General features: G+C 68.3%; 18 protein-coding genes. 5 read left to right on the forward strand and 13 right to left on the reverse strand.

What is annotated here, in order from left to right; all coding sequences use genetic code 11:
- Positions 1–11: 11 nt before the first annotated feature.
- The 4 genes from CyaNS01_RS04710 to CyaNS01_RS04725 all read right to left on the reverse strand — a co-directional run bounded on the left by CyaNS01_RS04710 (position 12) and on the right by CyaNS01_RS04725 (position 2,775).
- Positions 12–599, reverse strand: coding sequence for a DUF2808 domain-containing protein (locus CyaNS01_RS04710; protein ID WP_186699258.1), 588 nt, complete (start codon positions 597–599; stop codon positions 12–14).
- A 22-nt stretch (positions 600–621) separates the two neighbouring features.
- Complete coding sequence (locus tag CyaNS01_RS04715) at positions 622–1,896, reverse strand: glutathione S-transferase family protein (RefSeq protein WP_186700264.1); 1,275 nt, start codon at positions 1,894–1,896, stop codon at positions 622–624.
- Between the two features lie 153 nt (positions 1,897–2,049).
- The gene (locus CyaNS01_RS04720) at positions 2,050–2,394 is read right to left on the reverse strand and encodes a P-II family nitrogen regulator (protein ID WP_186699260.1); all 345 of its coding nucleotides are present in this window, start codon (positions 2,392–2,394) and stop codon (positions 2,050–2,052) included.
- A gap of 195 nt (positions 2,395–2,589) precedes the next feature.
- Positions 2,590–2,775, reverse strand: coding sequence for a DUF4278 domain-containing protein (locus CyaNS01_RS04725; protein WP_186699262.1), 186 nt, complete (start codon positions 2,773–2,775; stop codon positions 2,590–2,592).
- 500 nt (positions 2,776–3,275) lie between these two features.
- Between CyaNS01_RS04725 and CyaNS01_RS04730 the strand changes: the two genes are divergently transcribed.
- The gene (locus CyaNS01_RS04730) at positions 3,276–4,712 is read left to right on the forward strand and encodes an ammonium transporter (RefSeq protein WP_186699264.1); all 1,437 of its coding nucleotides are present in this window, start codon (positions 3,276–3,278) and stop codon (positions 4,710–4,712) included.
- A 157-nt stretch (positions 4,713–4,869) separates the two neighbouring features.
- Entirely contained in the window at positions 4,870–6,234 is a 1,365-nt protein-coding gene (gene gorA, locus CyaNS01_RS04735) for a glutathione-disulfide reductase (protein WP_186699266.1), read from the forward strand.
- Positions 6,235–6,265: 31 nt separating this feature from the next.
- Here gorA and CyaNS01_RS04740 read toward each other — a convergent pair whose 3' ends face one another.
- The 3 genes from CyaNS01_RS04740 to CyaNS01_RS14730 are packed head-to-tail and all read right to left on the reverse strand — an operon-like array spanning position 6,266 to position 7,424.
- Complete coding sequence (locus CyaNS01_RS04740; protein ID WP_186699268.1) at positions 6,266–6,709, reverse strand: hypothetical protein; 444 nt, start codon at positions 6,707–6,709, stop codon at positions 6,266–6,268.
- A 47-nt stretch (positions 6,710–6,756) separates the two neighbouring features.
- Entirely contained in the window at positions 6,757–7,293 is a 537-nt protein-coding gene (locus CyaNS01_RS04745; RefSeq protein ID WP_186699270.1) for a ferritin, read from the reverse strand.
- Entirely contained in the window at positions 7,290–7,424 is a 135-nt protein-coding gene (locus tag CyaNS01_RS14730) for a hypothetical protein (RefSeq protein WP_255460128.1), read from the reverse strand. Before CyaNS01_RS14730 ends, CyaNS01_RS04745 begins: the two co-directional genes overlap by 4 nt.
- 146 nt (positions 7,425–7,570) lie before the next feature.
- Between CyaNS01_RS14730 and CyaNS01_RS04750 the strand changes: the two genes are divergently transcribed.
- Positions 7,571–8,329 (forward strand): type 1 glutamine amidotransferase, encoded by a 759-nt coding sequence (locus tag CyaNS01_RS04750; RefSeq protein ID WP_186699272.1) that lies wholly within the window; start codon positions 7,571–7,573, stop codon positions 8,327–8,329.
- On the opposite strand, the gene CyaNS01_RS04755 is transcribed toward CyaNS01_RS04750, so the two are convergent.
- The 6 genes from CyaNS01_RS04755 to cysK form a co-directional block, all read right to left on the reverse strand.
- Positions 8,322–9,374: a metallophosphoesterase gene (locus tag CyaNS01_RS04755; RefSeq protein ID WP_186699274.1), complete on the reverse strand. Its 1,053-nt coding sequence runs from the start codon at positions 9,372–9,374 to the stop codon at positions 8,322–8,324. The genes CyaNS01_RS04750 and CyaNS01_RS04755 overlap by 8 nt on opposite strands.
- A 57-nt stretch (positions 9,375–9,431) precedes the next feature.
- Positions 9,432–9,593, reverse strand: coding sequence for a hypothetical protein (locus CyaNS01_RS04760; protein ID WP_186699276.1), 162 nt, complete (start codon positions 9,591–9,593; stop codon positions 9,432–9,434).
- 107 nt (positions 9,594–9,700) lie between these two features.
- Entirely contained in the window at positions 9,701–10,123 is a 423-nt protein-coding gene (locus CyaNS01_RS04765) for a hypothetical protein (RefSeq protein WP_186699278.1), read from the reverse strand.
- 3 nt (positions 10,124–10,126) lie between these two features.
- A complete protein-coding gene (locus CyaNS01_RS04770; RefSeq protein WP_225875810.1) occupies positions 10,127–11,488 on the reverse strand; it encodes an ATP-binding protein in 1,362 nt (453 codons plus the stop codon).
- Positions 11,481–12,203, reverse strand: a complete 723-nt coding sequence (locus CyaNS01_RS04775) for a response regulator (RefSeq protein ID WP_186699280.1) — start codon at positions 12,201–12,203, stop codon at positions 11,481–11,483. The genes CyaNS01_RS04770 and CyaNS01_RS04775 overlap by 8 nt, the downstream gene beginning before the upstream one ends.
- Before the next feature lie 110 nt (positions 12,204–12,313).
- On the reverse strand, positions 12,314–13,291 hold the full coding sequence (cysK, locus tag CyaNS01_RS04780; protein WP_186699282.1) for a cysteine synthase A: 978 nt from the start codon (positions 13,289–13,291) through the stop codon (positions 12,314–12,316).
- Positions 13,292–13,385: 94 nt separating this feature from the next.
- On the opposite strand from cysK, the gene CyaNS01_RS04785 reads away from it, so the two are divergent.
- Positions 13,386–15,140 carry a SulP family inorganic anion transporter gene (locus CyaNS01_RS04785; protein WP_186699284.1) on the forward strand — a complete coding sequence of 585 codons (1,755 nt, stop codon included), beginning with the start codon at positions 13,386–13,388 and terminating at the stop codon, positions 15,138–15,140.
- 134 nt (positions 15,141–15,274) lie between these two features.
- Positions 15,275–15,520 (forward strand): hypothetical protein, encoded by a 246-nt coding sequence (locus CyaNS01_RS04790; protein ID WP_186699286.1) that lies wholly within the window; start codon positions 15,275–15,277, stop codon positions 15,518–15,520.
- Positions 15,521–15,564 lie beyond the last annotated feature (44 nt).

Consider the following 15,564-nt stretch of genomic DNA (forward strand, 5'->3'; position numbering starts at 1 on the left):
CCCCTTCAGGTTCAGCGCCAGTCCGGCTGATAGATCCGCAGGGTGGCGAAGCCCAGCGACGAGGGCGTGGGTTGGGGGCCAGCCGGGATGGCCTGCACCTGGAACATGTAGGTGTCGCTCATGGATGGATTGGCCCAGGGCTTGAGCATCACGGTGATCGTCTGACCGGGTGCCACGGGTTCGGGAAAGGTCACCTGCACCTCCCGTTTCCCGGGGTCAAAGCTGGCCTCCACCGCAATCGCAGCACCCTCCCGGCGCGGCCTGCCGACAAAGGCCCTGGTGCGTTCAGGGCTGAATGGGAAGTGGGTGTCGACGCCACGGGTCTGACGGACCGTCAGGCCTCCCAGGGAGGCGCCGGCGTCGGCCGCCAGCTCCACACTGAAGTAGTACTCCGCTGCGGGCTGGGACACGGTGGTGTAGTAGCTGACCAGATCCACCTTCCAGGGCGGGCGCGTGAAGTAGGTGCTGCCGCGCAACTCCAGAGCCCGCAGCGGGGCCGGAGCCAGCAGGGCCAGCAACGCCAGGCCCATGGTCGCGCTGCCCAGGTGGCGCTCCTGGCTGGGCTGCCCAGGACCGGCATGACGGCTGAGAGGGGCCATGGGCGCGAACGTCGGCTTGCCCTCAGACGCTAGGAGCGGAGCTGAGAAAGGGCTGGGGATCCTGGTCGCGCCGGTGGTGGACGGGCAGGGCCTCGGGCTGGGCCGAGGGGTCTGTGGGGTCGAGCGCGGCGGTGGTTTCCAGGCTGGTCCGCAGGCGTCGGGCCGCATGCAGGGGCATGTCGCGCGGCACGCTGATGCGATCGCGCAGGGTGCGCAGGCCAACGGCCGTGCCCGCCGGTGGCGGGCAGGGTGTGCCGTGCACCAGGTGAGTGAGGGCACAGCGCAGGGCCTGGTCCATGACAGGTCCGGCCAGGGCCGGGCGCTGCTGCAGGGTGACCCGGTGGCGCAGCATGCGGCCCAGGGCCACGACGGCGGCATCGACTGGTTCTGGGGCAGAGGTTTCCGGATCGGTGCCCGAGGCGTCACGCAATGGCCAGGGGCCCCGGTCGATGCGGGCGGCCAGGGTCTGTTGTGCGGCGCTGCCGCTGACGTAGCAGCCGCCCATCTGGGGTGGCAGGTCGTGGGCGTGGGTGTGGAAGTCGCTCTGGGTGCCGAGGTAGGAGGAACGCTGTTCCAGAGCGGCGAACCAGCGGTCGATCGCCGGGTGTTCCTGGCGCAGCAGAAAGCCCTTGTAGTAGGCCAGGGAGGCGTTCATTCGCTCCAGGTAGGGCACAAACACAAGGTCTGCGCTGCTGAGCTCCTCCAGCAGGAAGGGCCCGGGTCCTTCCTCCAGGGCCTGTTCCAGCCGGGCGGCCGTGCGCTGGAAGCGCAGGCGGGCGTCCTGCTCGGCGGCTGGGCCGGGCTGGGGCTGACACAGCCACTGGCACCAGGCGCGAAACAGGTGTCTTTCCAGCTGTCGCAACGGCAGGACCTGGGGATGGCCCAGGCCTGCCACCAAGGGCCCGAAGGCCCGTTCGAGACACTCAAGGATGCGATCACTCTCGGTGATCCGCTCTCCATCGAGTTCCAAGGCCGGCAACATCCCGGAAGGAACCAGCTGGCGGTACCAGCGCTCCTTCTCGCCGTAACAGAACATCGTGACCTTGCGGATTCGATAGGGAATCCGCTTCTCCTCCAGCCAGAGCCACACCTTCTGGCAATAGGGGCACCAGGCGTGATGATCGCGGTAAAAGGTGACCCTCAGCGCTGATTCAGGCTGACCGAACAGTCGCAGCAGGGCCTGGGCGTTGGTGCTGCCCTGGACGCGATCAGCCTCAGGCTGCGCCCAGGTGGCAAGCTCGGACCATGGCAGTGGAAGAGGCGAGCCGGTAGTGGTGACCAACCCTGGTTCGCCCATCGTCTCGGGGGACGGAGCCTGCATGGCGATACTCAACTGGGGTGAGGTGGTGCCGCTGGACAGGCTTCCGCCATGGGGCCGCTGGCTGGACCCAGTGACCGGCCAGGGGCCGGCCACTGGGTGACTGGGAGTGCAGCGGTGCTGGTGCCGCCCTCAGGGATTGAGGGTGTCGTCTCCGGATTCGCCGGTGCGGATCCGGATGGTGTTGTCCACCGGGCTGATGATGATCTTGCCGTCGCCGATCTCCCCGGTGTGGGCGGCGCTCTTGATCGCTTCCACAACGCTGTCCACCACCTGATCCGTCACCACGGTGGTGATGTGCATCTTGGTGAGCAGCTTGGCCTCCACCTTGACGCCGCGGTAGACCTCGGTGTGACCCATCTGGCGTCCGAAGCCCTGAACCGTTGACACTGTGATGCCGTTGATGCCGATGGCCACAAGGGCATCCTTGACAGCGTCCAGCTTTCCAGGGCGCACAATGGCTTGAATTTGTTTCACGTGATACCAGGTTGACCCAGCCTCTTCTAGAGGCTGGGAGCGCCCGCTTCTGTAGCAATGACGGCTTTCTGCAGGCGTATCTGTCGAACGCCGACACGGCTGAACCGTTCGGGTTGAGGCAGGGGGTGAGCCAGAGGATGGAACGGCCCGCAACAAGGGCCGATGGCCATCCTCCTGCAGAGTCCCTTCTGGGGCTCAGTGGTGGTAGTGGGCACCGCGGTACTGCAGATCCGTGGAGGGGTCTGCCGGTGCAGGCTCATGGCGCAGAGGGGCCACGTAGTGCTGGCCTCGGTAGGTGTGCTCCACCGCCTCAGTGGAGGGATGCTCATGCTGGCTGGCGTCGTAAGCCACGCCGCGATAGCGCAGAGGGGAGTTGGTCATGGTGGCGTCCTCAGTTGGAAGAGAAGGGCCAAGTGGGGCGGCGCGGAGCGCTTGGGCGTCGTTGACGGCCCCCTTGACATGGAGGAGCGTTGCTTCGTCCGTGCCCGCGGCGACCGGGGTCAACGCGAGGATCGGGCTACTTCCAGCAGACACGGCCTGCAGGGCTCGGGGGAGTCCGGCGGAGCGTGCACAGGCCCAACGTTTTGTCCTGAGACCTCATCAAAGCCGAGATTTCTGTCCACTGCGAACAGATCTCGGAAACCGTGCTGAAACGTTGCAATCCTTGGGTGTGCCTGGCGGGCGTGCTGCGCGCCCCGCGGCGCTGGGCGACGCCTGGGAGATCACCGCTGCTGATGTCCCGGGTTCGGCAACCGAGGCCGCCGGGAGCCATTTTGTAGCGAAAACAACATCAGCCGGCAGCGTCAGAGCGCATTGTCAGTCGCAATGGATGTCTTGCGGCATCCAAAACTCCATCGTGCAGCCGTCTTTCTGATCTGCCCATGACCATTGCTTCGCACCCTCCCAGGCGTACGAAACGCCTGCAAGAGGCGAGTCTGATGGAAGGACCAGCCCTGCTGATGAGCAGGATCCGAGGTCTTTCTTCCCAGCGCGGCCTCATCTGGTTCGCCTGCATTCCTTTGGCACTCTTCGGCCTGGGAGTGTTCAACCTCTCAGCCCACGCTGCTGAGCTCCCGGAACTCACGGCCGCCTTCCTGGCCAACAACCTCTTCATTTTCATCTGCGCGGTTCTGGTCATCTTCATGAATGCCGGCTTCGCCATGGTGGAGTCGGGTATGTGCCGCCAGAAAAATGCGGTCAACATCCTGCTGAAGAACCTGATCGTCTTCGCCCTGGCGGCCACCGCCTACTGGTTCATCGGCTACTCGGTGATGTACGGCGATTCGGTGCTGGGCGGCTGGCTGTTCTTCAAGGGCCTGTTCTTCGATCCCACCGTCACCCCTGAGATGGTGAGCGAAGGCTCTCTCGTTCCCACCGTCGACTTCTTCTTCCAGGTGGCCTTCGCCGCCACGGCAGCCACCATCGTCTCCGGACTGGTGGCCGAGCGCATCAAATTTGGTGAGTTCGTGGTCTTCTCCCTGGTTCTGGTTGGGATCCTGTATCCCATCTCCGGCTCCTGGCAGTGGAATGGTGGCTGGCTCTCAGAGCTTGGATTCATCGATTTCGCCGGCTCCTCGATCGTGCACTCCTTCGGGGCCTGGGCCGGCCTGATCGGAGCGATCCTGCTTGGCCCCAGGATTGGTAAGTTCGCCGAAGGCAGGCCTCAGGCCCTGCCAGGCCACAACATGGCCATTGCCACCCTCGGCTGCCTCATTCTCTGGATCGGCTGGTACGGATTCAACCCAGGCTCTGTTCTGGCCATGGATCAAACGGTTCCCTACGTGGCCGTGACCACCACCCTGGGCGCCGCTGGCGGCGGTATCGCCGGCACACTGGTGTCCCAGATCAGGGGCGGCAAGCCCGACCTGACCATGACCATCAACGGCATCCTGGCCGGACTGGTGGCTGTGACGGCGGGCTGTGACGGCTTCTCGATGGCTGGAGCATGGGTTGTGGGCTTCATCGGTGGCGCTCTTGTGGTGCTCTCGGTGTCCTTCATCGACGGCCTCAAGATCGACGACCCCGTGGGAGCCTTCTCGGTGCACGGCACCTGCGGCATCTGGGGCACCCTGGCCGTGGGTCTGTTCAACATGGACAAGGGTCTGTTCACCGGCCACGGTGCTTCCCAGCTCGGCTTTCAGATCGTCGGCGTTCTTGCCTACGGGATCTTCGCCATCGTGGCCTCCCTGATCACCTGGTCGATCATCGGTGCCATCTTCGGAGGCATCCGCGTCTCCGAGAAGGAGGAGATCGAAGGCCTCGACATCAGCGAGCACGGCATGGAGTCTTACCCCGACTTCGCTGCCAGCGCCAAGTAACGCTGCGAGCCGGGGCTCAGGCCTCGGCGTTCGCTGCCATCAGCCCGCGGCTCTGCCGTGGGTTTTTTGTTGTTTGGGACCCCTCGGGCGTTCTCCGAGCCGGACCCCGACCAAGCAAGCTGGGGGTTCTTCCCCGCCGTCCTCTGCGTCTGTCTCCATGGGTGACCGCTTCGATCTGATCGTTCTCGGTGCCGGCTCCGGAGGCTTGGCTGCCGCCAAGCGGGCGGCCAGTTACGGGGCCAAGGTGGCGATCGTGGAGGGCGATCGGGTGGGCGGCACCTGCGTGATCCGTGGCTGCGTCCCCAAGAAGCTGCTTGTCTATGGCTCGGCCTACAGCCACCTGCTCGCCGATGCCGCCAGCTACGGCTGGGCGCTGGCCCCCTGGCGCAGCGATCCGGCGCGGCTGCTGGCGGCGGTTCGGGCCGAGGTGGATCGGCTCAACAGCCTGCACATCGGCTTCCTGGAGAAGGCCGGCGTGGCCCTGGTGCGGGGCTGGGGGCGCTTTGTGTCTGCCGATGCCGTGGCGGTGCAGGGCGCCGATGGTTCTGAGCGGCAGCTGCAGGCGGATCACATCCTGGTGGCCGTTGGCGGCCGGCCCTATCGCCCCCCCTTCCCAGGCGCCGAGCTGGCCTGGGTGAGTGATGACATGTTTCTGCAGGAGAGGCTGCCTGAGGCGGTGGCCGTGGTGGGCGGCGGGTTCATCGCCTGCGAATTCGCCTGCATCCTCAACGGCCTCGGCGTGCGGGTGACCCAGCTGGTGCGGGGCGATCACCTGCTGCGGGGCTTTGACCGCGAGGCCAGCGAGGCCGTGAGTGAGGCCATGCAGGAGCAGGGCATCGATCTGCGCTTCGCCCACACCCCGAAGGCGCTCACCCAGGCCGCCAGCTCCGCCGGCCTCACTCTCACCACCCAGTCCGGCGAGGAGATTGCCTGCGGTGGAGTGCTGCTGGCCACCGGGCGCAAGCCGTTTCTGGACAACCTCAACCTCGAGGCGGCCGGCGTCGCTGTGGAAGGCGATGCCATCCCGGTGGATGCCGACCAGCGCACCAACGTGAGCCATGTCTATGCCGTGGGCGATGTGACCGACCGCATCAACCTCACGCCGGTGGCGGTGGACGAGGGCCGGGCCTTTGCCGACACGGTCTACGGGCAGCGGCCTCGGCAGGTGAACCACGACCTGGTGGCCAGCGCCGTGTTCTCCCAGCCGGAGCTCTCCGGGGTGGGTCTCACCGAGGAGCAGGCCTATGAGCGCCATGGCGCCGCGGCGATCCAGGTGCATCGGGCCCGCTTCCGGGCGATGAGTCAGGCGCTGCCGGCCCGGGGGCCCAGGGTGCTGCTGAAGCTGATCGTGGAGAAGGCCAGTGACCGGGTGCTGGGCTGCCACATGGTGGGAGAGCACGCGGCTGAAATCATTCAGATGGCGGCTGTGGCGATCGGCATGGGGGCCACCAAGGCTGACTTCGACCGCACCATGGCCCTCCATCCCACGGTGGCGGAGGAGTTCGTGACGATGCCCAACTAGGGACGAGCCCAGTCTGCGCCAGCTGGCGTCATTAGCTGGCCGGGTCGACTCCGGGGGCACCTGCGTTGGCCCTCGGCTCGAAGCCCCACTGGGCCCTCAGCCCCGGGTTGCTCAGCTCCCAGGCGTGCTCGGAGGGGGCGACGTTGTGGGGTTGGCGGCAGGGAACCAGAGCCCGCTGGGCGAAGGCCTTCTGCAGCTGTGCGGCGTAGTGCTCGCTCTGGGCGATCAGGCCGTTGAGGTGCTGCTGGCCTCCTGCCGCCTTCAGCATCGCCTCGTTGGAGCGGCACAGGGCAAGGTCCTGAAGGTGCTGCTCCAGCCAGTTCCATTCGTAGTGGAGCATCGCGTCGCTGCAGTGCTCCAGCTCGCTCACGTAGAGATCGGCCGGAGGCCGCTCAGGCGCGCCGGCTGGCCGGACAGCGGCCTGGTGATCCAGGCGCTGGCCAAGGCGCTGCATGATGGCGCGCAGTTCACTCATGGGCCCAGGCGATGCTCCTGGCCATTGTTGCTGGGCGAAGGGGGCCTTCAGGCGCCGCCAGCGGCGCCGTAACCCACCATTGTGGCCTTGACGTGGGCCAGGGCTGTCCCTTCGAGGAACTGTTGATCCAGCAGCAGCAGTGCTGCCGAATTGTCCCCGGCGAGCCGCAGGCGTTTGCGCACGAAGCGGGCCTCCGCCTCCTCCTTGATCTGCTCCTCCACGAACCAGTCGAGCATCGCCGAGGCACTGCGCTCGCAGTTCTCCTCGGCCAGGCCATAGAGCCGGTTGATGGAGGCTGTCACCTCCTTCTCCATCTCCGAGACCCGGTCGAACAGCTGCTGCACCGATTGCCAGTCGCGCTGGGGTGCCTGGATCGTGGGCAGGATCACCTCCTCATCACAGTCCACCAGATAGGCGATCATCCGCGCCGCGTGGGCGCGCTCCTCGTTGCTCTTCTCGAGCATGTACTTGGAGAATCCCGCCAGATCCTTTTCCCGCAGCCAGATCGACATCGACAGGTAGCTGTGGCTGGCCTGAAACTCCGATTCCAGATGGCGGTTGATGGCGGTGGTGAGCTGGTTCATCGCAGGGGAGCGGGGCCACGGTTGGGTTTGGAGGCCAGCCTATGAACCCTGGGGATGGCCAGCTGCTGATGGGCCCAGTGGGCACTGAGCGCCGCCAGCAGGCTGAGCTGGTTGCCACGGATGCGAAGCATGGGTGCCGGTGCGGTTGCGTTCAGACTGCCGCTCACCGCTCCCCCGGTCGAGCCGTCAGGTGACGCCTGCGGGCAACCGATGGCACAGAGCGAGGTGGCCTCCGCTCGGATGGGCCGGCCAGGATGGGGGTCACTGGAAGGTGGCCATGGCCCGACTGCTCGTGATCCAGCACCTGGAGCGCGAAGGCCCGGGCCAGTTTGCCGCCGCAGCGGCTGCCCGGGGCTGGCAGCTGGAGGTGCTGCGTCCCGACCTGGCCCAGCCCCTGCGCGATCCCCTCGACGACGAGATCCTGCTGGTGCTGGGGGGGCCGATGGGTGTGGCCCAACTGGGCGACCCCGCCCTTGCCTGGCTCGCCGAGGAGGTGGCCCTGCTGAAGAGGGTGCTGGCACGCCAGCAGCCCGTGATCGGCATCTGCCTGGGCGCCCAGCTGCTGGCCCATGCGGCGGGAGGCACGGTGGAGCCGCTCACCTGCGGGGTTCCAGCGCTGCAGGTGCGGGAGGTGGGCTGGGGGGCGGTGAGCTTCCTGGGGGACCCCAGCCAGGAGCCCCTGCTGCGGGGGCTGGAGGCCAGTGAACTGATGCTGCACTGGCATGGCGATCGGGTGCGTCTGCCCGCCGGTGCCGAGCTGCTGGGCTCCACGTTGCTTTGCCCTGAGCAGATCTTCCGCCTCGGCGCGCGGGCCTACGGCCTCCAGTGTCACGGCGAGGTGCTGGAGCGGGATCTGCAGCGCTGGCTGGAGGAGGACGCGGCCTATGTGGCGGCCGCCCTGGGCCCTGGGGGGGTGGAGCGGATCCACGCCGACACGCGCCGCTGGGGCGCCAGGGCCGAGCGGCAAGGGCGCCGCCTGATCGACAATCTGCTCGATCTGCTCGTGCAGACGACCCCGGCATCCCCGCTCAGCTGATCCCGATCTGCAGCGGGCGCCGCTGCAGACGCGGCCCCTGGCTGGGTTGGATCGCCTGGGGCAGGGAGCCGGCGGCCAGCGGCTCCAGGCTGTTGAGGCTGTAGGTGGTTTCGCTCAGTCCGCCCGCGCCGCCGGAGAGCTCCAGCAGGGTGAGGCTCTGCTGCGGCGGGGCGGTGCTCTGGAGCAGCTGGCGCGGGCCGCTGCCCATGGCGCCGAGGCTGAGCAGGTTGAGGCCCCCCACCCGGCCGGGGAACCAGGTGTGGTGATGGCCACTGATGTAGAGGGCGACCCCCTGGCGCTCCAGCAGCGCCCGCAGCAGGGCGGGCTGATGCAGCACCTCGCCGCTGCGGTCCCGGCCCTGGCCCACGGCGTAGAGGGGCAGGTGGCCGATCGCCAGCCGCAGCCGGGCCTGGCGGGCCTGGGGGCTGGCGAGCTGCCGTTCCGCCCAGCGCAGCTGCTCCCCCCCCAGCCCCGCGGAGGACGCGTCCAGCACCAGCACGAACACGCCTCGGTGCAGCAGGCTGTAGCGGAAGGGGAAGTTCGAGCCGTCCAGCAGCGTGATCCTGAGGCGGGAGCGCTGGGCGAGCCAGAACCGGCTGGCTTCCTGGCGATCCAGGGCGAACACGTAGCGCCCGTTCTGCTGGCTGCTGGAGGCATCGTGGTTGCCCATCGCCGCAGCGAAGGCGAGGCCATCGCTCAGCAGGGGATCGAGCACGTTCACCCCGAAGCTGCGCCACATCGCCTGCAGCTGGCTGGCCGTGAGCCCCCGTTTCTGGCCGGCCACCATGTCGCCGGCGCAGAGCACCAGCTCAGGGCGCAGGCGGCCCAGCAGAGCCACCCCCCGCTGCACCTGGGGCACGTAGGTGGTGGAGCCGTAGCTGCTGTTGAGATCGCTGATCAGGGCGATGCGCAGGGGGCTGTCGTCTGCGCCGGTTCCTGGCGTGAGGCTGGCGGCGCTGCCCGACCTGCTCCACAGGGGCCGGGCCAGCCAGAAACCGGCCCCCCCGGCGGCCAGCTGCAGGAGATGCCGTCGGGAGCAATGCATCGGCGTGAGGGAGTGGCTGGGCAGGGCGGCTCAGGGGGAGGCCAGGCCCTGCTCCGATCAGAACACGGCGAGGGAGGCGCCCAGCACCACCACCATCGTCGCGATCAGAGCCACGGCCCAGAGGGCGTGGGACGTGGCGTCGGCGGGAGTTTCGCCAGCTACCGCGGCAATCTCGTCGGCGTAGAGATTGTCGTGGTTCTCGAGGTCGTGAGTGCGCATGGTGGTCCTCCCGAGGGGTGGTTTCAACCTAGGCAGCAGCCCCAGCACGCACCACCTTCAGGCCGTGACGAGATGTGTGGGGGTATGACGAATTGCCGTGGCGGTGATCAGCTACCGGGCGTCGCCTGGCGCTTGCCGCCCCTGCGGCCCTTGCCGGGGCCTCCCACGGGCGCCTCGATGCCATTGCGCTCATAGATCTTGCGCATCTCGTCGCGGTACTGGGCCCGCAGCTTCTGATTGGCCTTGCGCTCGTCTTTGCGGCAACTGCGCAGCTCCTGCTGGTTGGACGCCCCCGACACGCAGCGCTCGCTCTTCTGCTGGATCTGGGAGCGCTCCTTCTGCAGCTTGAGGGTGAGCGCCTTGCGCTCCGGAAAGATCTTCTCCCGCTGGGCCGGGGTGAGCCGCTCGGGGGGGGCGGACGTCTGGGCCAGGGCGGGGCCCAGGCTGCCCAGGGCGAGGCTGAGACCGGCGGCGGTGGCCAGGCCGGTGCGCACGAGGCGACGGGACAGGCAGATGGAGGAAATGGTCATGGCTCAGGGATGTTCAACGCCATTCATCCTGTCCTGCTGGTCTGAATGAGATCGGTCTGGAGAGCGCGAAGATGTGACCAGATCTGACAGAGATCGCCCCCGCAACCCCAGGGTGAAGCCCCCCTGGCCGGGGCGGTGGTGGAAGAGTTCGCCGCCATGCTCCAGGGCGACGCGCTGGGCGATGGCCAGGCCGAGGCCACAGTGGCCGTCGCCGCCCCTGGCCTCATCGAGCCGTCGAAAGGGCTGCAGCGCCTGGTGCCAGAGCGCCTCGGGAATCCCCTCGCCGGCGTCACTCACGGCGATCGCAAAGCCCCCAGCGTCCCAGGGCTGCAGGCTCAGCTGGTAGGGGGGGTGGCCGTGGTGGGCGGCGTTGCTGAGCAGGTTCCCCACCGCCCGGGTGAGGGCGATGGGCCGCACCCAGGCCTGCAGAGGCTTCAGGTCCAGGCTCAGGTTGCTCAGGCCGCTCTGGCCGGCGACTTCGGCCAGCAGGGCCGCCAGGTCCACCCGCACCGGCTGCTCTTCTGCGTCTCCCCGGGCGAAGGCGATGAACTGGCTGGTGATCCGTTCGAGGGCATCGAGGTCGCCCTGGGCCTTGGTGCTCTCGGCGGTGGACATCGGCTGGCCCTCGGCCAGGTGCAGGCGCAGGCGCAGCCTGGTGATCGGGCTGTTGAGGTCGTGGCCGATGCCGGCCAGCATCGTGGCCCGTTCCTGCCTGTCCAGCCGCAGGTGCTCAAGCAGGCCGTTGAAGCGGCGGGTGATCTGGCGGACCGCCCTGGTGCCGCGCTCCGGCAGCGGTTCGGGGTCCTGGCTGGTGCCCAGCTGCTGCAGGGAGTTCTCCAGCTGGCGCAGGGGGCGCTGAACCTCCAGGCTCAGCACCAGGGTGGAGAGTGCCAGGCCCGCGGCCCCCAGCGACAGGATCAGCGAGAGGGGGTCGGGGGGCCAGCGCCGCGGGTCGGGAATGGCCACCGCCAGCCAGATCGACTCGAAGGGCGACACCACTTCGACCCAGAGGCTGCCTCCAGCGGCCACCACCTCCCGGCAGAAGCCCAGCTGGCTGCAGAGCTCGGCGTGGAGAGCCTCGGCTTCCGCTCCGCCCCTGTCCCCTGCCGGCGGATGGTCCTCCGCCAGCTCCAGGCCGCTGAGTTCCGCCACAGACTCCATCGGGTAGCTCTCCAGGGCCAGCTCCCCCAGGCGCAGGCTGAAGGCCACCTCCGAGCCCAGCTGCACCATCTGGCTGCGGGCCAGCCGGCGGCTGAGCAGGGTCTGAACCAGCAGCAGGCTCAGCAGCCAGAGCCCCAGGCCGCCCGCCCCGTAGGCCAGCACCCTCAGCCATCGGCGGGATCCCGCCGCAGAGCGGCTAGGCACGCGGCTGGCCATCGGGAACGAAGACGTAGCCATAGCCCCACACCGTCTGGATGTGGCGGGGTTGGGAGGGGTCCGCCTCCACCAGCCGCCGTAACCGCGACACCTGCACATCCATGCTGCGGGCGTCGGTCTCGCTGGTGGGTCCCCGCGAGAGTTCAATCAGCCGCTCCCGCGACAGGGGCCTGTGGGGGTGCTGGGCCAGGGCCAGCAGCAGGCTGAATTCGCCGCTGGTGATCGTCACCGGCTCGCCGTCGCGCTCCAGCCGCCGCGTGCTGGGATCCAGCTGCCAGGCCCCGAAGCCGATCGGGTTGGCGTCAGGCCGCGGCGTGCCCGGCGGACCCTGCTGACGCCGGCGCAGCACCGCCTCGATGCGGGCCATGAGCTCGCGGGGCAGGAAGGGTTTGGCCAGGTAGTCATCGGCGCCCTGCTCCAGCCCGATGATCCGGTCCACCGCATCGCCCCTGGCGGTGAGCATCAGCACCGGCAGGTCATCGCCGCCGTCGCGCAGCCGCCGCAGCACCAGCAGGCCGTCGTCTCCGGGGAGCATCAGATCGAGCACCAGCAGGTCTGGCCGCTGACTCTCCAGCCGCGCCGTGAGCTGCTGACCATTGGCCAGGCAGCGCACCTCGTAGCCCTGTTCACCGAGATAGCGCTGCAGCATCTGACGTAGCTCGGCGTCATCGTCGACAACCCAGATGCGGTGGGAACGGGCCATGGCGCCGGGCAGCCGGGGTGGCTCAGGAGGCGATCATCCTGAACCGATCCAGGCCCGGTCGGTCGAGCCACTGTCCCTGCGGCGGTGCTGTCCCCAAGCCGGCCACGGCCTCACACCAGGGCCAGACCCCGTTCGTTGAACACCCCCTCGAACAGCATCGAGCTCAGGTAGCGCTCGCCGGAGTCAGGCAGCACCACCACGATCGTCTTGCCGGCATAGGCGGGATCGGCGGCCAGGCGCAGCGCCGCGCAGGTGGCGGCACCGCAGGAGATGCCCGCCAGGATGCCTTCCTCCCGCATCAGCCGCCGGGCCATGGCCACCGCCTCGGCGTCAGACACGGTCTCCACCCGGTCCACCAGGCTGAGGTCGAGGTTGCCTGGAACAAAGCCCGCGCCGATCCCCTGGATCTTGTGGGGCCCCGGGCTGATCTCATCCCCTGCCCTGGTCTGGCTGATCACCGGGCTGGTGAGCGGCTCCACCGCCACCGATTCAAGCGGCTGGCCCAGCGTGGTCTTGATGTAGCGGCTGACGCCCGTGATCGTGCCCCCCGTGCCGACCCCGGCCACCAGCACATCGATCTGCCCGTCGCTGTCGTCCCAGATCTCCGGGCCTGTGGTGTCGTGGTGGATGCGGGGGTTGGCGGGATTGGCGAACTGCTGCAGCAGCACGTAGCGGCCTGGCTCCGATTCCGCCAGTTCGCGGGCAACGTTGATGGCACCGGGCATCCCCTGGCGCCCCTCGGTGAGCAGCAGCCGGGCGCCGTAGGCCGTGAGCAGCTTGCGGCGCTCCAGGCTCATCGTCTCCGGCATGGTGAGGGTGAGGGGGATGCCGCGCGAGGCCGCCACGAAGGCCAGGGCGATGCCGGTGTTGCCGCTGGTTGGCTCGATCAGTTCCTTGCCGGGGCCCAGCAGCCCATCCCGTTCGGCCTGCCAGATCATGGCGGCGCCGATCCGGCACTTCACCGAGTAGGCGGGATTACGCCCTTCGATCTTGGCCAGCACGGTGGCGCCACAGCCCTCAGTGATCCGGTTGAGCCGCACCAGGGGGGTCTTGCCGATCGTGAAGCTGTTGTCGGCGTAGACCGCCATTGCTGAACGCCTTACCTGAGCCTCAGCCTAGGGAACCCCCCTGCCTAGGGTTCAGGATCCCTTCACGCTCGCTGTTGAGCCGGGGTCTCGTGCCATGGCCACCGCCACGACGCCATCGGGGCACCCCTCCCTGCGGCTGCTGAACCACTTCAGCCTCGACACCATCAAGGGGGATCTGTTCGGGGGGGTCACCGCGGCGGTGATTGCCCTGCCGATGGCCCTGGCCTTCGGGGTGGCCTCCGGTGCCGGGGCTGCGGCCGGCCTCTGGGGGGCGGTGCTGGTGGGTCTGTTCGCCGCCCTGTTCGGCGGCACCCCCACCCTGATCTCCGAGCCCACCGGCCCGATGACCGTGGTGATGACCGCCGTCATCGCCAGCCTCACCGCCCAGGACCCGGAGAACGGCCTGGCCATGGCCTTCACCGTGGTGATGCTGGCCGGGGTGTTCCAGATCCTGTTCGGCCTGCTCAGGCTGGGTCGCTACGTGACCCAGATGCCCTACACGGTGATCTCGGGCTTCATGAGCGGCATCGGCCTGATCCTGATCATTCTCCAGATCGGCCCCTTCCTGGGCCAGGCCATCCCCAAGGGCGGTGTGCTCGGCACCCTCGGTGCCCTCCCCTCCCTGCTGGCCGGGGCGCGCCCGGCGGAAGTCACCCTGGCTGTGGTGACCCTGGCGATCCTGTGGCTGACGCCGGCGCGGCTGAAGAAGGTGGCACCGCCCCAGCTGATCGCCCTGATCGCCGGCACCGTGCTCTCGCTCACCCTGCTGAGCGGCGCCGATGGCTCGGCTGAAGTGGAGGGCATCCGCCGCATCGGTGCCATCGCCTCCGGCCTGCCGAGGCTGCAGCTGCCCCACTTCGAGGTCTCTCAGCTCCAGCTGATGCTGGTGAACGGGGCCGTGCTGGGGATGCTGGGCTGCATCGACGCCCTGCTCACCGCCGTGGTGGCCGACAGCATCACCCGCACCGAGCACAACTCCAACAAGGAGCTGATCGGCCAGGGCCTCGGCAACCTCGTCTCCGGCCTGTTCGGCGGCATCGCCGGTGCCGGCGCCACCATGGGCACCGTGGTGAACATCCAGGCCGGCGGCCGCAGTGCCCTCTCCGGCCTCAGCCGTGCCCTGATCCTGATGCTGGTGATCCTGGCCGGCAGTGGCCTCGCCGCCCAGATCCCCCAGGCCGTGCTGGCCGGCATCGCCCTCAAGGTGGGCTTTGACATCGTCGACTGGAGCTTTCTCAAGCGCGCCCACCAGATCTCGCTCACCGGCGCGCTGATCATGTATCTGGTGATCGGCCTCACCGTGCTGGTGGACCTGATCGCGGCGGTGGGCATCGGCGTGTTCATCGCCAACATCCTCACCATCGACAAGATGAGCGCCCTGCAGAGCCGCTCGGTGAAGTCGATCTCCACCGGCGATGGCGACCTGCTGCTCAGCGGCGAGGAGAAGGCGCTGCTGGATCAGGGCAAGGGCCAGGTGCTGCTGTTCCAGCTCACCGGCGCCATGATCTTTGGTGTGGCCAAGGCGATCGGCCGCGAACACAACGCCATCGGCGAGTGCAAGGCGGTGGTGTTCGATCTCACCGAGGTGTCCCACCTGGGCGTCACCTCCGCCCTGGCGGTGGAGAACGCCGTGGAGGAAGCGATCGAGAAGGGCCGTGAGGTGTTCGTGGTGGGGGCCAGCGGCACGACCCGCCAGCGGCTCGAGAAGCTCGGCCTCTACGCCAAGTTGCCGCCGCAGCACCATCAGCTCAGCCGGGAGGAGGCCCTGCGCAGGGCTGTGGAGGGCCTCGCCATCAGCCCTGGCGCCAGAGCCGCCGCGGTCACCGATCTCCATCCCGCGGGGGCCTGAGGGACTGGAAGCCCACAGCGGTGATGGCCCTGGGCCGTGCTGGCCCAGCGCCGCAGTGGGCCGGGATTCGGTGGCTGGTCTTCGCAGTCGCCTGACGGCTGCGCCAGAGTGTTGTGTAACGAACCATCACGGCGATGCTCAAGCCGCTCTGGCTGGTGCGTCCCCGCCCCGACGGGGGTTGCGACTACGTCAGTTTCCAATTCGAGACCCTCGGTGGACCACCCCTCACCGGCTCTGTTGAGATGCGGGAAGGCAGCCATCTCCCACCCCAGATGCCCCTGCTCAAGCGGCGGCATCGGCTTGATCCCGATGAGGCCGAGCGCTGGAGGCTGCGACTGGAACAGGAAGGTGGCTTCCGTTTCAGTGAGCCCCTCTTCTAGGCCGGCCTCGATACGCTCTATGCAGGCTTAGTTGTCCGCCGGCG

This window comes from Cyanobium sp. NS01, assembly GCF_014280235.1.
Taxonomy (GTDB): Bacteria; Cyanobacteriota; Cyanobacteriia; order PCC-6307; family Cyanobiaceae; genus NIES-981.

What these genes read in the sequence shown, in the direction of transcription:
- CyaNS01_RS04710 (WP_186699258.1), bottom strand. Translation starts at nt 599, where the DNA reads ATGGCCCCTCTCAGCCGTCATGCCGGTCCTGGGCAGCCCAGCCAGGAG.
- CyaNS01_RS04715 (WP_186700264.1), bottom strand. Translation starts at nt 1,896, where the DNA reads ATGGGCGAACCAGGGTTGGTCACCACTACCGGCTCGCCTCTTCCACTG.
- CyaNS01_RS04725 (WP_186699262.1), bottom strand. Translation starts at nt 2,775, where the DNA reads ATGACCAACTCCCCTCTGCGCTATCGCGGCGTGGCTTACGACGCCAGC.
- CyaNS01_RS04730 (WP_186699264.1), top strand. Translation starts at nt 3,276, where the DNA reads ATGACCATTGCTTCGCACCCTCCCAGGCGTACGAAACGCCTGCAAGAG.
- gorA (WP_186699266.1), top strand. Translation starts at nt 4,870, where the DNA reads ATGGGTGACCGCTTCGATCTGATCGTTCTCGGTGCCGGCTCCGGAGGC.
- CyaNS01_RS04740 (WP_186699268.1), bottom strand. Translation starts at nt 6,709, where the DNA reads ATGAGTGAACTGCGCGCCATCATGCAGCGCCTTGGCCAGCGCCTGGAT.
- CyaNS01_RS04745 (WP_186699270.1), bottom strand. Translation starts at nt 7,293, where the DNA reads ATGAACCAGCTCACCACCGCCATCAACCGCCATCTGGAATCGGAGTTT.
- CyaNS01_RS14730 (WP_255460128.1), bottom strand. Translation starts at nt 7,424, where the DNA reads ATGCTTCGCATCCGTGGCAACCAGCTCAGCCTGCTGGCGGCGCTCAGT.
- CyaNS01_RS04750 (WP_186699272.1), top strand. Translation starts at nt 7,571, where the DNA reads ATGGCCCGACTGCTCGTGATCCAGCACCTGGAGCGCGAAGGCCCGGGC.
- CyaNS01_RS04755 (WP_186699274.1), bottom strand. Translation starts at nt 9,374, where the DNA reads ATGCATTGCTCCCGACGGCATCTCCTGCAGCTGGCCGCCGGGGGGGCC.
- CyaNS01_RS04760 (WP_186699276.1), bottom strand. Translation starts at nt 9,593, where the DNA reads ATGCGCACTCACGACCTCGAGAACCACGACAATCTCTACGCCGACGAG.
- CyaNS01_RS04765 (WP_186699278.1), bottom strand. Translation starts at nt 10,123, where the DNA reads ATGACCATTTCCTCCATCTGCCTGTCCCGTCGCCTCGTGCGCACCGGC.
- CyaNS01_RS04775 (WP_186699280.1), bottom strand. Translation starts at nt 12,203, where the DNA reads ATGGCCCGTTCCCACCGCATCTGGGTTGTCGACGATGACGCCGAGCTA.
- cysK (WP_186699282.1), bottom strand. Translation starts at nt 13,291, where the DNA reads ATGGCGGTCTACGCCGACAACAGCTTCACGATCGGCAAGACCCCCCTG.
- CyaNS01_RS04785 (WP_186699284.1), top strand. Translation starts at nt 13,386, where the DNA reads ATGGCCACCGCCACGACGCCATCGGGGCACCCCTCCCTGCGGCTGCTG.
- CyaNS01_RS04790 (WP_186699286.1), top strand. Translation starts at nt 15,275, where the DNA reads ATGCTCAAGCCGCTCTGGCTGGTGCGTCCCCGCCCCGACGGGGGTTGC.